Annotated in this window: 12 protein-coding genes; 4 read left to right on the top strand and 8 right to left on the bottom strand. The window is 70.8% G+C overall.

The window, feature by feature from the left end; all coding sequences use genetic code 11:
• From HJG52_RS18715 to HJG52_RS18695, 5 genes are all read right to left on the bottom strand, one after another.
• Nucleotides 1–1,509, bottom strand: a 1,509-nt coding sequence (locus tag HJG52_RS18715) for an HNH endonuclease signature motif containing protein (RefSeq protein WP_171245136.1), incomplete at its 3' end; no start/stop codon positions are given.
• Between the two features lie 177 nt (nt 1,510–1,686).
• The gene (locus tag HJG52_RS18710; RefSeq protein WP_171245135.1) at nt 1,687–2,340 is read right to left on the bottom strand and encodes a CoA transferase subunit B; all 654 of its coding nucleotides are present in this window, start codon (nt 2,338–2,340) and stop codon (nt 1,687–1,689) included.
• Nucleotide 2,341: 1 nt separating this feature from the next.
• On the bottom strand, nt 2,342–3,133 hold the full coding sequence (locus tag HJG52_RS18705; RefSeq protein ID WP_171245134.1) for a CoA transferase subunit A: 792 nt from the start codon (nt 3,131–3,133) through the stop codon (nt 2,342–2,344).
• Complete coding sequence (gene pcaD, locus HJG52_RS18700) at nt 3,130–3,915, bottom strand: 3-oxoadipate enol-lactonase (RefSeq protein ID WP_171245133.1); 786 nt, start codon at nt 3,913–3,915, stop codon at nt 3,130–3,132. Before pcaD ends, HJG52_RS18705 begins: the two co-directional genes overlap by 4 nt.
• On the bottom strand, nt 3,915–5,129 hold the full coding sequence (locus HJG52_RS18695) for an acetyl-CoA C-acetyltransferase (protein WP_171245132.1): 1,215 nt from the start codon (nt 5,127–5,129) through the stop codon (nt 3,915–3,917). Before HJG52_RS18695 ends, pcaD begins: the two co-directional genes overlap by 1 nt.
• A 104-nt stretch (nt 5,130–5,233) precedes the next feature.
• Here HJG52_RS18695 and HJG52_RS18690 point away from each other — a divergent pair, with 104 nt between their 5' ends.
• Entirely contained in the window at nt 5,234–6,115 is an 882-nt protein-coding gene (locus tag HJG52_RS18690; protein WP_171245131.1) for a LysR substrate-binding domain-containing protein, read from the top strand.
• A gap of 99 nt (nt 6,116–6,214) precedes the next feature.
• Here the strand turns inward: HJG52_RS18690 and HJG52_RS18685 are convergent, their stop codons facing one another.
• A complete protein-coding gene (locus HJG52_RS18685) occupies nt 6,215–7,483 on the bottom strand; it encodes an NAD(P)/FAD-dependent oxidoreductase (RefSeq protein WP_171245130.1) in 1,269 nt (422 codons plus the stop codon).
• 103 nt (nt 7,484–7,586) lie between these two features.
• Between HJG52_RS18685 and HJG52_RS18680 the strand changes: the two genes are divergently transcribed.
• Complete coding sequence (locus HJG52_RS18680) at nt 7,587–9,113, top strand: PucR family transcriptional regulator (protein ID WP_171245129.1); 1,527 nt, start codon at nt 7,587–7,589, stop codon at nt 9,111–9,113.
• 50 nt (nt 9,114–9,163) lie between these two features.
• On the opposite strand, the gene HJG52_RS18675 is transcribed toward HJG52_RS18680, so the two are convergent.
• On the bottom strand, nt 9,164–9,652 hold the full coding sequence (locus HJG52_RS18675) for a cupin domain-containing protein (protein WP_171245128.1): 489 nt from the start codon (nt 9,650–9,652) through the stop codon (nt 9,164–9,166).
• A 130-nt stretch (nt 9,653–9,782) separates the two neighbouring features.
• On the opposite strand from HJG52_RS18675, the gene HJG52_RS18670 reads away from it, so the two are divergent.
• Entirely contained in the window at nt 9,783–10,724 is a 942-nt protein-coding gene (locus tag HJG52_RS18670; protein WP_171245127.1) for a SpoIID/LytB domain-containing protein, read from the top strand.
• 105 nt (nt 10,725–10,829) lie between these two features.
• Here HJG52_RS18670 and HJG52_RS18665 read toward each other — a convergent pair whose 3' ends face one another.
• The gene (locus tag HJG52_RS18665) at nt 10,830–11,282 is read right to left on the bottom strand and encodes a MarR family winged helix-turn-helix transcriptional regulator (protein WP_171245126.1); all 453 of its coding nucleotides are present in this window, start codon (nt 11,280–11,282) and stop codon (nt 10,830–10,832) included.
• 143 nt (nt 11,283–11,425) lie between these two features.
• On the opposite strand from HJG52_RS18665, the gene HJG52_RS18660 reads away from it, so the two are divergent.
• Nucleotides 11,426–12,652 (top strand): MFS transporter, encoded by a 1,227-nt coding sequence (locus tag HJG52_RS18660; RefSeq protein WP_171245125.1) that lies wholly within the window; start codon nt 11,426–11,428, stop codon nt 12,650–12,652.
• Nucleotides 12,653–12,661 lie beyond the last annotated feature (9 nt).

Genomic DNA, 12,661 nt, shown 5'->3' with positions numbered 1-12,661 from the left:
TGCAACCCGGGCTTGGGTTTGGGCTCTGTCATCTACTCCAACCTTTCGAAACGGACGAAACGTAGCCGTCTCCTGGTTGGGTGTTTCAGCCGGGCTCTGGTGTATTAACTCTGACGCGGAAGGCCAGCCTCGGCGTTGTTTGATGCGGTGGTGGCGTCGGCACAGGCAGATGAGGTTGGCGGGGTCGGTGGCGCCGATGGGCCAGGGCACGACGTGGTCGAGGTCGCAGAACCGGGCGGCGATGGTGCAGCCGGGGAAGCGGCAGTGTCCGTCGCGTAGGCGCACGAGGCGTTGCATGCGGGTGGGCATGGCGTAGGAGCGCACTGGTGTGGCGGCGTTCTTCGTGGTTTTGCTTGGTGGTCCGAGACCAGCCGGGATCATCCCGGAGGTCACGGCCCCGGTGTTCGGGTCGCAGATCAGTGGGGTGGAGGTCTTGAGGCGGGCGTTGCTGCCCAGGTTGCCCAGATCGAGCAGCACCGGTTGCGACGACAACCCACCGATCTCGGTCAGCGACGCCACCCGCGTCGGGCGGAGCTCACCGTCGCCAGTCGTGATGTCGCCAGGCTCGCCGGTGCCGACCGGTGGCTTGGGCGGCGAGTCAGAGCCGTTGTCCGGTGCTGCGCCTCCTGGTCTGACGCCGCCGACGTCGCCGCCGTCGCCGCCGTTGGTGCGGTTGGTGGGGTTGGTGGGGGTGTCGGGGATGGTGGCGTGCAGGAGCACGGTCACATCGGCTTGGGCCAACACGAGTTGGGCGAGGGCGTCGGCGCGGGCCTGGTTCACGCTCAGGGTGCGGTCGGTTTGCCGGAGCTGGTGGGCGAGGGTCTCGATCGCGTGCCACATCGGCAACGAGGACTCGACCGGGAGCTCGGCTTCCCAGTGGTCGGTGCCCTGGGTCGCGGGGGTGCGGACCACGCACCGCCGCTCCACCGCGACGGCTGCTTCTTCGGCCGGGACCTGCGGTGCGACCTTCGCGACCAGGCGCCGCACGCGGGTGCGCAACGGGCCGGCGGTCTCGTCCCACCCGCCCCGGTCGGCCACGTGCGCCAAAAGCAGGTCCATCACCGTCGTCGCGGCCTGGTCCGGGCACGCGGACAGCTCACTGGTCACCACCCGGGCGCGCCACCCGTCCAGGTCACCACGGTGCATGGCCTTGACCAGTTGCGGGGTGACGGTGACCTGGTGCACGGCGTCATCGACGCGGGACTCGGCCGCGGCGGTCGAGATGCCCATCCGGGTGGCGATCATCGCCCCGGCGTCCAACGCCTTGTGGCCCAGGCCGCGGTGCTGCAGCACCCACTGCCCGTGCTGGTCCAGGTGCTCGTCATGGGCGGCGGCGTGCGCGATCGCCCGCGTCTGGAGCGCGGCGACGGTGTTGGTCAGCCGCTGGGTCGCCTCGACCAGGTCCAGCAGGTCCTCACCCGACCATGACCCCAGCTCCGCCGCGGCCCCGGCCTCGGACAGGTCACGCGCCAGCCGCGTGACCGTGGTGAGGAGCTCCGTTCCGACCATGCCTCACTCTATCGAACACACGTTCGATACGCAAGGGCTGTCCACAACGAATCTCGCTGTCCTGCAGGTGATTTCGCGTTTTCACCACATCTGCCGTGACCGCTCGCACCGAAGGAGATCCGCCCTGCAGACCGCGCCTGTGGCGCAACGTCGGCCGCGCGGCATACCCGCCCTCACTCACACGGGGTATGCCGCGTGGTCGGCTTCCAGTAGGGGCGCGCCGGTCGCGGCGCGCACCTGCTCGAGCGTCACCGCGGGGGCAAGATCGGCCACGGCAAACCCTGTACCGGCGACGTCGAAGACACCCAGGTCGGTGATCACCCGGGAGACCACCGCGCGCCCGGTGAGCGGCAGCGAGCACGCCTCCACCAGCTTGGGTTCGCCCTTGCGGGTCGTGTGCTCCATCAGCACGATCACGCGGCCGGCGCCGCTCACGAGGTCCATCGCACCGCCCATGCCCTTGACCATGGCACCGGGCACCATCCAGTTGGCGAGGTCGCCGGTGGCCGACACCTGCATTCCCCCGAGGACAGCCGTGTCGATGTGCCCACCGCGGATCATCGCGAAGCTCGTCGGCGAGTCGAAGTAGGACGCTCCCGGCAGCACCGTCACGGTCTGCTTGCCGGCGTTGATGAGGTCCGGATCCACCTCGTCCTCATAGGGAAATGGCCCGACGCCGAGAATCCCGTTCTCCGCGTGGAGGGTGACGCTCGACCCCTCGGGCAGGTGGTCCGGGATCAGTGTTGGCAGGCCGATCCCGAGGTTGACGTACTCGCCGTCGCGCAGCTCCTGCGCGGCGCGTGCCGCCATCTCGTCACGGTTCCAGGCCATGTCAGCTCGCTCCCACGGTCGCGGCGGGGCGTTTGCCCCGCGTCGTGCGCTTCTCGATGTCCTTTCGCGCCGCCTGCTCTGGCGTCAGCTCGACCACGCGCTGCACGAAGACGCCCGGCAGGTGCACCTCGTCCGGTCTGATGTCGCCCGCCTCGACGACACGTTCCGCTTCGACGATCGTCAGCCGACCGGCCATCGCGGCCGCCGGGTTGAAGTTGCGGGCGGCCGCGTGGAACACGCAGTTGCCGGCCCGGTCGGCCACCGCCGCCCGCACCAGGGCCACGTCCGTCACGATCGCCTCCTCCAAGACCATCTCGACTCCACGGAAGTCGCGTGTTTCCTTGGCAGGAGAGGCAATTGCGACAGTCCCGTCCGGGTGGTAGCGCCACGGCAGCCCGCCCTCGGACACCAGCGTGCCCACGCCAGTGGGGGTGAAGAACGCCCCGACCCCGGCACCCCCTGCGCGCAGCCGCTCGGCCAACGTGCCCTGGGGTGTGAGCTCGACAGTCAGCTCGCCGGCGAGGTACTGCCGCGCGAACTCCTTGTTCTCGCCGACGTACGACGCGATCACCCGGCTGATCCGCTGTGCCTCGAGCAGCAGCCCGAGCCCGGCGCCATCGACACCGCAGTTGTTGGAGACCACCTCGAGGTCGGCCGCCCCCTGCTCGAGCAGCGCCTCGATGAGGAACCACGGGATCCCCGAGAGCCCGAAACCACCGACGGCCAGGCTCGACCCGTCGGCGACGTCGGCCACGGCCTCAGCCGCCGTGGCGACCACCTTGTCGACGCTCATGCCGCCTCTCCCTTCAGGTGAGCGATGATCGCGGGCGTGATCGCCTGCGGTTGTTGGGCATTCGCGAGATGCGCGGCCTCGGGTACGACGAGCAACCGACCTTCCTTGACGCCATCCGCGATCTCCCCAAGCAGGCCCGGAGGGGTGGCCGGGTCGTCGGCTCCCGCGATCGCGAGCACCGACGCAGCCACCTGCACCAGGTCGTCGCGCTGGTCCATCGCGGCGATCGCCTCGCAGCACGCGGCATACCCGTCGGGTGGGGTCGCGGCCACCATGGCGACGTTCGCGTCGCGCACGTCGTCATGAGAGGCGAGGTATGCCGCCGTGAACCAGCGGTCGACGACTGCGTCGGCGACCGCTGTGGTGCCATGGGCGCGCACCGTGGCTGCCCGGTCCAGCCAGCCCTGCGCCGGAGGGAGGTGCGCCGCGGTGCACAGGACGACCAGTCGGTCGACGCGATCGGGCTCGCGAACCGCAAGCCGCAGGGCGGTCATCCCGCCGAGCGACAGGCCGACCACATGGGCGCGGGCGACACCGAGCCGGTCCAGGAGCGCGACGAGGTCGTCGGTGAGGTCATCGATGGAGTAGGGCCCTTGGGGCACAGGCGATTCGCCGTGTCCACGAGTGTCGTACCGGACGACCCGGAAGTGTCGAGAGAGCTCCTCGACCTGCGCGTCCCACATCCGATGCGTCGAGCCCAGTGAGTTGGACAGCACGACCACCGGCGCATCCTGCCGACCGGTGACGACGTGGTGGACCTCGACGCCCCCGCCCGAAGCCATCACGCGACCCGTTCGAACACCGCGGCGATGCCCTGGCCGCCGCCGATGCACATCGTCTCCAGCGCGTAACGGCCCTCGCGCCGGCGCAGCTCGTGCGCCAAGGTGGCGAGGATGCGACCGCCGGTGGCGCCGACCGGGTGACCCAGGGAGATGCCGGAACCGTTGGGGTTGAGCCGGTCGTCGGTGGGGTCGAGCTTCCACTCGCGCAGGACGGCCAGCACCTGGGCGGCGAAGGCCTCGTTGACCTCGATGAGGTCGAGGTCGTTCATGGTGATCCCGGCGCGCTCGAGCGCGGCAGCGGTGGCGGGCACCGGTCCGATGCCCATCACTTCGGGCCCCACGCCGGCGACGGCCCAGCTGCGTAACGCGAGCAGTGGCTCCAGACCCAGCCGGTCCGCCTCCGCGCGAGTCGTCACGACACACATCGCCGCACCGTCGTTCTGCCCGCTGGCATTGCCGGCGGTCACGGTGGACTCCGGGTCGACCTTGAGCCGCACGGGCCGCAGACCAGCCAGCTGCTCCAGGGTCGTGTCGGGGCGCGGGTGCTCGTCCTGGCCGACGACGGTGTCCGGGCGCCCACGCCGACCAGGCACGGTCACGGGCACGAGCTCGGCGTCGAACCGCCCACTCGCCTGGGCGGCCCCGGCCCGCTGCTGCGACCGGAGGGCGAACTCGTCCTGCTCCTCACGGCTGATGCCGTACTCGCGCCGCAGGTTCTCGGCGGTCTCGATCATGCCGCCGGCCACTGGGTGCGAACGCCCGCCGGCCGTCTCACGAGCACGGTCGAGGCGGTCGGCGAGGTCGATCCCGCCCTGCTTCACCCCGGTCCGCAGCCCCAGCGCGTAGTGCTCGACCTGCGACATCGACTCGACGCCGCCGGCCACGACGACGCGTCCGGCGCCGGTGGCGACCATGCCCGCGGCATACATCACCGCCTGCAGGCCCGAGCCGCACCGGCGGTCGAGCTGGAGGCCGGGTACCCCGATCCCGAGACCCGCGTCGAGGGCGGCGATGCGCCCGACCGCGGGAGACTCACCGTTCGGGTAGCCCTGCCCGAGCACCACGTCGTCGACGTCGCCCTCGGTGAGTCCGGTGCGGGACACCAGCTCGCGCAGCAGCCCCGACGCGAGATCGGCGGCGGGCACGCTCGCCAGGGCACCGCCGAAGCGTCCGACCGGGGTGCGCAGCGGGCTGCAGATCACGACATCGTCCATGGCACGACCGTAGGGCCCGATGACCCGGATGGGGAAATACCCATTCGGCGCCAATCAGGACGTCATGAGTCCGAATCTCCGGCCACATCTGCGACACTCGACCCATGGAACTGCGGCACCTGCGCTACTTCCTGGCCGTCGCGGAGGAACAGCACTTCGGCCGCGCCGCGGAACGGCTGCACATGGCGCAACCCCCGCTGTCCCACCAGATCCGCCAGCTCGAGGACGAGCTCGGCCTGCGCCTTTTCGAACGCACGACGAGGCGCGTCGCGCTCACGGCCGCCGGCGCGGCATACCTCGAACGCGTCCGCGGCATCCTCGCCGAGGTGGACGCGGCAGGCGAGCAGGCGAGGCGGGTTTCGGCTGGGCTCGAGGGGCGACTCGTCGTCGGTTGTGTCGGCTCAGCCACCTACAGCCTGCTGCCGGCCTTCGCCCGGGCCGTTCGCGAGGAGCTGCCCGGCGTCGACCTGAGCTTTCGCGGCGAGATGCTCGTGCCGGCGCAGGTGACGGCGCTCGTCGAGCGCGACATCGACCTGGCCCTGCTGCGCCCGCCGGTCGACGAGCCGCTCGTGCGCGTGCGGCCGCTGCGTCGCGACAAGCTCATCGTCGCGTTGCCTGAGCACCATCCCCTGGCCGCGCGGAAGCGGCTGCGGGTCGCCGACCTGCGCGGGGTCGACCTCGTGGTGCACGCCCCCGCCCGGTCCGTGATGCACGGCGCGGTGGTGGAGCTGTGCCGACGCGCGGGGTTCGAGCCGCGCGTGCGGCACGGGGTGTCGGAGACGTCGACGTTGGTCACCTTCGTCGCCGCTGGACTGGGTGCGGCCGTCGTGCCGGAGCCGGTGTCCGAGCTGGGGGTGCCGGGGGTGACCTACCGGCCGCTCGCCGCGCGTGATGCGACGGTCGAGCTGGCCGTAGGGATGAGGGCCGACGACGACTCGGCAGCCTTGGCCCGCGCCGTCGAGCTGCTCACCGCGCTGGCGACCTGAACGCAAAACGGGGGTTGCTGGCATGAAACGGGCGTCGAGAGCCCCCGTTTCATGCTCGCAACCCCCGTTTTGCGCACGAGGTGAGGCGAGGAAGCCGCGTCAGCGCATGGGGTCGAAGGGGCGCAGCTGCTCGACCTGCTTGCCCGTCACCATCGTCTCGGCGAGGAGGCGGCCGGTGACCGGCCCGAGGGTGATGCCCCACATGCCGTGGCCGCCCGCGGCATACACCCGCGGTGAGCGCGTGGCGCCGATGAGCGGCAGTCCGTCGACGGTGCACGGCCGCGAGCCGACCCACTCGTCCTGGCGCGCATCGAGGTCGGCGCCGCGCAGCAGCGGCCGGGCGGCCTCGGCGATCGCGCGGATCCGGCGCTGGTCGAGCGCGGCCTCGGGCTTGCGGAACTCCATCATCCCGGCGACGCGCAGCCGGTCACCGATCGGCGTGCACGCGACGCGCTGCGCCGGGAAGTAGACCGGACCGTTCGGCACGTGGTCGATCGCGACCGAGAACGAGTAGCCGCGACCGGCCTGGACGACGTTTCGGACCCCGAACCGGCGGGCCAGCTTGCCCAGCCACGCACCAGTCGCGAGCACGGCCGCGTCGAACTCCTCGACGGCACCCTCGGCGGTGGTGACGACGACCCCGCGGCCGGTGTCACGGATGTCGGAAACCGTTGCGCCAGTGAGGATCTTGCCACCACGGGCCCGCACTGAGTCGGCGAGCGCGTGCACGTAGGAACCCGGGTCGATGAACCGCTGGCCCTTGAGCAGGATCGCGGCGCCGATCTCGTCGGACAGGCTCGGCTCGATGGCGCGGGCCTGGTCGCCGGTGAGGGCCTCGAACTCGATCGACTGACCAGCCGCGTGGATGTGCTCGATCTCCTCGAGCAGGGTCGTGCGCTCCTGCGCCGTCCGGTAGGACGCGAGGAACGACTTCGCCTCACGCGTCTCGGCCCGGACACCCCCGGCCTGCAGCAGGTCGAAGCTCTCGAGCGACAGGTCGTTGACGGGCACCAGTGCACCCATGGCCTTCTTCCAGGCCTTCATCGTCGAGTGCGCGGTGAACCCGGTGACGAACTTGAGGAAGCTCGGGTTCGCGCTCGGCGGCACGTAGACCGGTGAGCTCGGCGACAGCACCGCACGGATGCCGTACTTGAGCACGGCCGGCTCGGGCAGCGGCGTCGCGATGCCCGGCGTCAGCCACCCGGCGTTGCCCCACGACGAGCCTGCCGCGACACCCTCGCGGTCGAGCACGACCACCTCGACGCCACGCTCCTGGAGGAACCAGGCGGTGGAGAGGCCCACCATTCCCGCGCCGACGACAGCGACGCGCTCGGGGACCGGGGTGCCAGCAGCAGTGATGGAAGCCATTCCCTGAGCGTGACAGCGGGGGGAGGTATGCCGCCTTGGCGGCAGAGCCTGAAATCTCGCCGTTCGCTTGTGCCTACATCACAAACGCTGGAACAGTGGGCGGATGCTCGCCGTCGCCGACCTCGTGGCCACCCTCGGTGGCCTGCTGACCCTGGGGGTGCCGCGCGACGGTGCCGAGGTCGACGACCTCACCATCGCCGAACCAGCCATGCAGGTCTTCGGCCAACCGGGCGACCTCCTGCTCGGTGTGGGGGTGGAGACCGCCGACGCGGCCGGCGCGCTGCTGACGGCCGCGGCGGGAGCCGGCGCGGGTGGGGTGGTGCTGCGGCGCTCGCTCGCCCGGCGCCGCACCGTCCGTGATCGGGCCCGCCGCGAAGGTGTGGCGCTCGTCGAGCTCGCCGAGCAGGCATCCTGGGCTCACCTCGTGTGGCTGCTGCGCGGCGTCCTCGACCGCGCCGCGGTCGGGCCGGGCCGGCGCGACGACGCTCCCGTGCAGGACGACCTCTTCGCGCTCGCCGATGCCGCGGCCGCCCTGGTCGACGCACCCGTGACGATCGAGGACGCACAGTCGCGGGTCCTCGCCTACTCCTCCCGCCAGGACGACGCCGACCCCGCGCGCGTCTCGACCATCGTCGGCCGCCGGGTCCCGGACGAGGTGCTCGCCACGCTGCGCGCCCAGGGTGTGTTCCGTCGGATGGCGAGGTCGGACGAGCCGATCTTCGTCCCGGACTCGGCACTGCTGCGGCCGCGTCTGGTCATCCCCGTGCGTGCCGGCGGTGAGTGGCTCGGGTCGATCTGGGCGGTCGTGGAGGAACGGCCGGACTCCGCCCTGGTGGCCGAGCTGGTGCACACCTCCTCGGTGGTCGCGCTGCACCTGCTGCGGCTTCGGGCGCAGGCCGACCTGACCCGCCGGGTTGCCGCCGACCGGGTGCGAGCGGTGCTGTCCGGCAACGAGTCCGGCGCCGACGAGTGGCTTCCGGCCGGTCCGTGGCGGGTCGTCGCACTGGGTGTCGACGACGCGTCCCTGCGCGCCCTCGACGTGTGGGAGTCGGTGCTGCGGCGCCATGCGTGGAACCAGCCCCTGGTCGCCGAGCTCGACGGACGCCTGTATGCCGTGGTGCGCGACAGTGACGAGCCGTCACCGGGGACGTGGCGTTGGCTGCGCGGCGTGGTTGCGCAGGTGCGTGCCGAGCGGCTGGACCTGACCGCGCGAGCCGGCCGACCGGCATACCGACCCGCGGAGCTGGACCGCTCGCGGGGCGAGGCGCACGAGGCGAGTCGCCTTGCCGCACAAAGGGACTCGCGCGTCGGGCCGGTGACCGAACACGAGCACCTGTGGGCCCAGGTGACGGTCGCACGGGCGGCCGCCGCGCTGCCCGACGAGGCTCTCGGGCCGCTTCGCCTGCTGCAGGAGCACGACGAGGTGGGGGGCACGGCATACCTCACGACCCTCGCGGCCTGGCTCGACCACCCGGGTGCGCCGACGGCCGCCGCTCGGGCGATCCACGTGCATCCCAACACGATGCGCTATCGGATGGGACGGATCGCCGACCTGGCGGGCCTCGACCTCGACGACCCAGTGGTGCGTCTGGCCGTGCGGTTGCAGCTGGCTGCGCTTGCGTCTGCGTGAACGGCTGTCATGGCAACCGTTCACGCAGACGCAAGGAAGCGCCGAGGGCGTCAGTCGACCCAGTAGTTGTCGTGGTAGCGCATGAACTCGTCGCGCTCGGCATCGCCCATCGTCTCTCCCGCCGCCACGCGGGCCAGGCCCTCGAAGTAGCCCTCGCGCGGAGCTCCTGGTGCGAAGTGCAGGAGCATCGACGCCGGGCCGGACTCGTTGCGGAAGCCGTGCAGCCCGCCGGCGGGGACGTGGACGAAGTCGCCCGGCTGGCAGGGCTTCCAGGCGGTGCCGTCGTAGATCGTGACCTCGCCGGTCAGGACGTAGAACGACTCGGTGAGCGTCTTGTGGAAGTGGGCGTCCGGGCCGCTGCGCGGTCCGGCGAACTCCCAGTGGTACATCCCGTAGGTGCCCCCGGTGGATTCGCCCATGGCGAGGTAACGGACGCGATTTCCGTTGGGGTACACCACATTTGGCTCGGAGTCGGCGGCGACGAGCCAGGCGCTGACTTCGCCTGAGTCCTTGTCGTAGATCGGTGGCGGGTAGCTCATGGGGCCATCCTGCCGTGCCGGTGCCGGGGGAGTCCTCCCCATTGTCGGCCCGGCTGCTGACCGGGACAGTCGTGGCAAGTCAAGGGCGGTCAGTCGCCCGCCACCAGAACCACGACGTGAGGGGAAGACCATGAAGCGCAGGACCAAGATCGCAGCGGGACTCGGACTCGCCCTTGCCGTCGCGGCACCGGTGGTCGCCGTGTCACCGGCCTTGGCGGCATCGCGTGACGGCAAGTGTGAGAGCAGCGAGTTCTGCCTCTACTACAACAGCAACCAGCAGGGGTCCGTCTCGGACTTCCGCGGCTCGATCTCCGACTACGGCGACAAGCAGCCGTCGTGCTACGACTTCAAGGGCCGCGGTGCAGGCAGAGGCCTGTGCGTCAAGAACCACGCGGCGTCGGTGTGGAACCGCAGCGGGAAGACGGTGCGCGTCTACTTCAACAGCGGGTACTCCGGGGCCTTTCAGGACTTCAAGCCCGGCGCCCGGGGCAATCTCAACGCGACCCTGAAGAACGACAACGCCGCCCACCGGTTCCTGTCGAACAACCCCGGGCCGACGGGCTGCAAGACCGACGGCACCAACACCAAGCTGCCCTCGACGATCCTCGTCTACCGGACCAACCTCGGCCGGGTCGACCGCGTCCCGTTCAAGACCTACGTCAAGAACGTGCTGCCCAACGAGTGGATCTCGAGCTGGCCCAAGGAGTCGCTCAAGTCCGGGGCGGTCGCGACCAAGAGCTACGCCTGGTACTGGGCGCTGCACTCGACCCGCAGGACCCCGTTCGGCGAGTGCTACGACGTGCGTGACGACACCGGCGACCAGGTCTACCGGCCGGGCTCGGCCAAGGCGTCGACCAGCGCCGCCGTCGACGCCACCTGGAACGTGCGGCTGACCCGCGACGGCGCCGTCCTCAAGGCCCACTACTGCGCGACCACGACCGCCTGCGGCGCCTGGGTCAACGGTGACTGGCTGTCGCAGTACGGCTCACGCGACCTCGCCAACCGGGGCCAGGGCTACGCCACGATCCTGCGCCACTACTACCGCAACACCCGGGTCGTCAGCGGCAGCTGATCGGTCGCCACCTGAACTTTGGCCCAAAGTTCGCTTGTGACGGGAACCTTCCCAGCACCCGCGAACTTTGGGCCAAAGTTCGTGAGGGTATGCCGCGGGCGCGCCTCAGCCCACGGGTGCCGGTAGTCGGTGCAGGGCGTCGACGAGGGGCGCGAGCTCGGGGGTGTCCTCGCCGACGGTCAGCGCCTCCTCGAGCACCCGGTCGTGGGTGGGGCGGGCGGCCTTGTGCAGCTTCGACCCGGCCGGGGTCAGCTCGGTGTAGATGCCGCGCCGGTCGTCGGCGCACAGGACCCGGCGCAGCAGCCCGCGGTCCTCGAGCCGGTTGACCAGACGCGTGGTGGCGCTGGGGGACAGGGCCGCGGCGCGGGCCAGCTGGCTGATCCGCATGTGCCACCCGTCCTGGCGCGACAGCGCGTCGAGCACGGTGAACTCGACCACCGACAGCTGGTGCCGGCTGGTCAGCTCGCGCTCCAGCGCGGTCTCGATGAGCCCGTGCAGTGCGGCCAGCGTGCGCCAGCCCTGGGCGCGCACCTCGATGGCGTCGTCGGCGATTCCCATGGTGGTCCTTCCGCAGTCATACCCCACCATCATAGCCCGCATTTGCAATAACCCGCGCGTGCAACTAACTTGAGTCCGCGCCGATAGTTGCACACGCGGCATACCGGCTCAGGAAAACTCCACCCACCACCCAAGGACACGTCATGCCACTCGGACTCCTCGCCCTCGCCCTCGGGGGCTTCGGCATCGGACTCACCGAGTTCGTCATCGCCGGGCTGCTCCCCGAGGTGGCCACCGACTTCCGCGTCGACGAGGCCGCGGCGGGCTGGCTGATCTCGGGCTACGCGCTCAGCGTGGCCGTCGGCGCGATCGGCCTCACCGCGGCGGTCACGCGCTTCAACCGCAAGCACGTCCTCACCGCACTCATGGTGCTGTTCATCGCCGGCAACCTCGTCTCGGCCATCGCCCCCACCTACGAGGTCATGCTCCTCGGACGCATCCTCGCCGCCCTCACCCACGGTGCCTTCTTCGGCATCGGTGCCGTCGTCGCCGCGAATCTCGTTGCGCCCGAACGCAAAGCCGGCGCCATCGCCATGATGTTCGGCGGGCTCACGACGGCCAACGTGCTCGGCGTCCCCTTCGGCACCCTGCTCGGGCAACAGCTCGGGTGGCGCTCGACGTTCTGGGCCATCACCGGCATCGGCATCCTCGCCCTCGTCGGCATGGCGACCCTCGTCCCGTCACAGCCGGCGGACCGCAACGGCGCCGGGCTGCGCGGTGAGGTCGGGGCCTTCCGGTCCGGTCAGGTGTGGCTGTCGCTGCTCGTGACGGTGCTCGGGTTCGGCGGCATGTTCGGTGCGTTCACCTACAGCGCCTACACGCTCACCGCGGTCTCCGGCTTTGCCAGCGCGACGGTCCCGTGGCTGCTGGTGCTCTTCGGCCTTGGCATGTTCGCCGGCAACTGGGCGGGGGGCAAGGCGGCCGACCGGTCGGTGCCCGTGACCCTCACCGTCGTGCTCGCGGCCCTCACGGTGGCCATGACCGTCTTCGCGCTCACGGCGTCGTCGCCGGTCATGGCGGTGGTGTCGCTCGTGCTGATGGGTGGGTTCGGCTTCGCGACCGTGCCCGGACTCCAGATGCGGATCATGCGGTACGCCGGGTCGGCGCCAACGCTGGCCAGTGGCGCCAACATCGCTGCCTTCAACGTCGGCAACGCCGCGGGTGCCTGGCTCGGTGGCCTCACCATCACCGCCGGGCTTGGGTACGCCTCGACCCTGTGGGACGGTGCGGCGCTCGCCCTCGGTGCCCTCGTGGTCCTCGTGGTCGCCGACCGCCTCGCCGCGCGCCGCCACGCGAACTTTGGGCCAAACTTCGCCAGTGCCGGGAACCTTCCACAGCAGGACGAACATCTCCCCAAAGTTCACGTCTGAGCACGGCGC

The organism is Knoellia koreensis (assembly GCF_013041615.1).
Taxonomy (GTDB): domain Bacteria; phylum Actinomycetota; class Actinomycetes; order Actinomycetales; family Dermatophilaceae; genus Pedococcus; species Pedococcus koreensis.
The sequence above is the reverse complement of the archived record's forward strand: the minus strand, read 5'-3'. Positions and strand labels throughout refer to the sequence as shown.

What these genes read in the sequence shown, in the direction of transcription:
- HJG52_RS18710 (WP_171245135.1), bottom strand. Translation starts at nt 2,340, where the DNA reads ATGGCCTGGAACCGTGACGAGATGGCGGCACGCGCCGCGCAGGAGCTG.
- HJG52_RS18705 (WP_171245134.1), bottom strand. Translation starts at nt 3,133, where the DNA reads ATGAGCGTCGACAAGGTGGTCGCCACGGCGGCTGAGGCCGTGGCCGAC.
- pcaD (WP_171245133.1), bottom strand. Translation starts at nt 3,915, where the DNA reads ATGGCTTCGGGCGGGGGCGTCGAGGTCCACCACGTCGTCACCGGTCGG.
- HJG52_RS18695 (WP_171245132.1), bottom strand. Translation starts at nt 5,129, where the DNA reads ATGGACGATGTCGTGATCTGCAGCCCGCTGCGCACCCCGGTCGGACGC.
- HJG52_RS18690 (WP_171245131.1), top strand. Translation starts at nt 5,234, where the DNA reads ATGGAACTGCGGCACCTGCGCTACTTCCTGGCCGTCGCGGAGGAACAG.
- HJG52_RS18685 (WP_171245130.1), bottom strand. Translation starts at nt 7,483, where the DNA reads ATGGCTTCCATCACTGCTGCTGGCACCCCGGTCCCCGAGCGCGTCGCT.
- HJG52_RS18680 (WP_171245129.1), top strand. Translation starts at nt 7,587, where the DNA reads ATGCTCGCCGTCGCCGACCTCGTGGCCACCCTCGGTGGCCTGCTGACC.
- HJG52_RS18675 (WP_171245128.1), bottom strand. Translation starts at nt 9,652, where the DNA reads ATGAGCTACCCGCCACCGATCTACGACAAGGACTCAGGCGAAGTCAGC.
- HJG52_RS18670 (WP_171245127.1), top strand. Translation starts at nt 9,783, where the DNA reads ATGAAGCGCAGGACCAAGATCGCAGCGGGACTCGGACTCGCCCTTGCC.
- HJG52_RS18665 (WP_171245126.1), bottom strand. Translation starts at nt 11,282, where the DNA reads ATGGGAATCGCCGACGACGCCATCGAGGTGCGCGCCCAGGGCTGGCGC.
- HJG52_RS18660 (WP_171245125.1), top strand. Translation starts at nt 11,426, where the DNA reads ATGCCACTCGGACTCCTCGCCCTCGCCCTCGGGGGCTTCGGCATCGGA.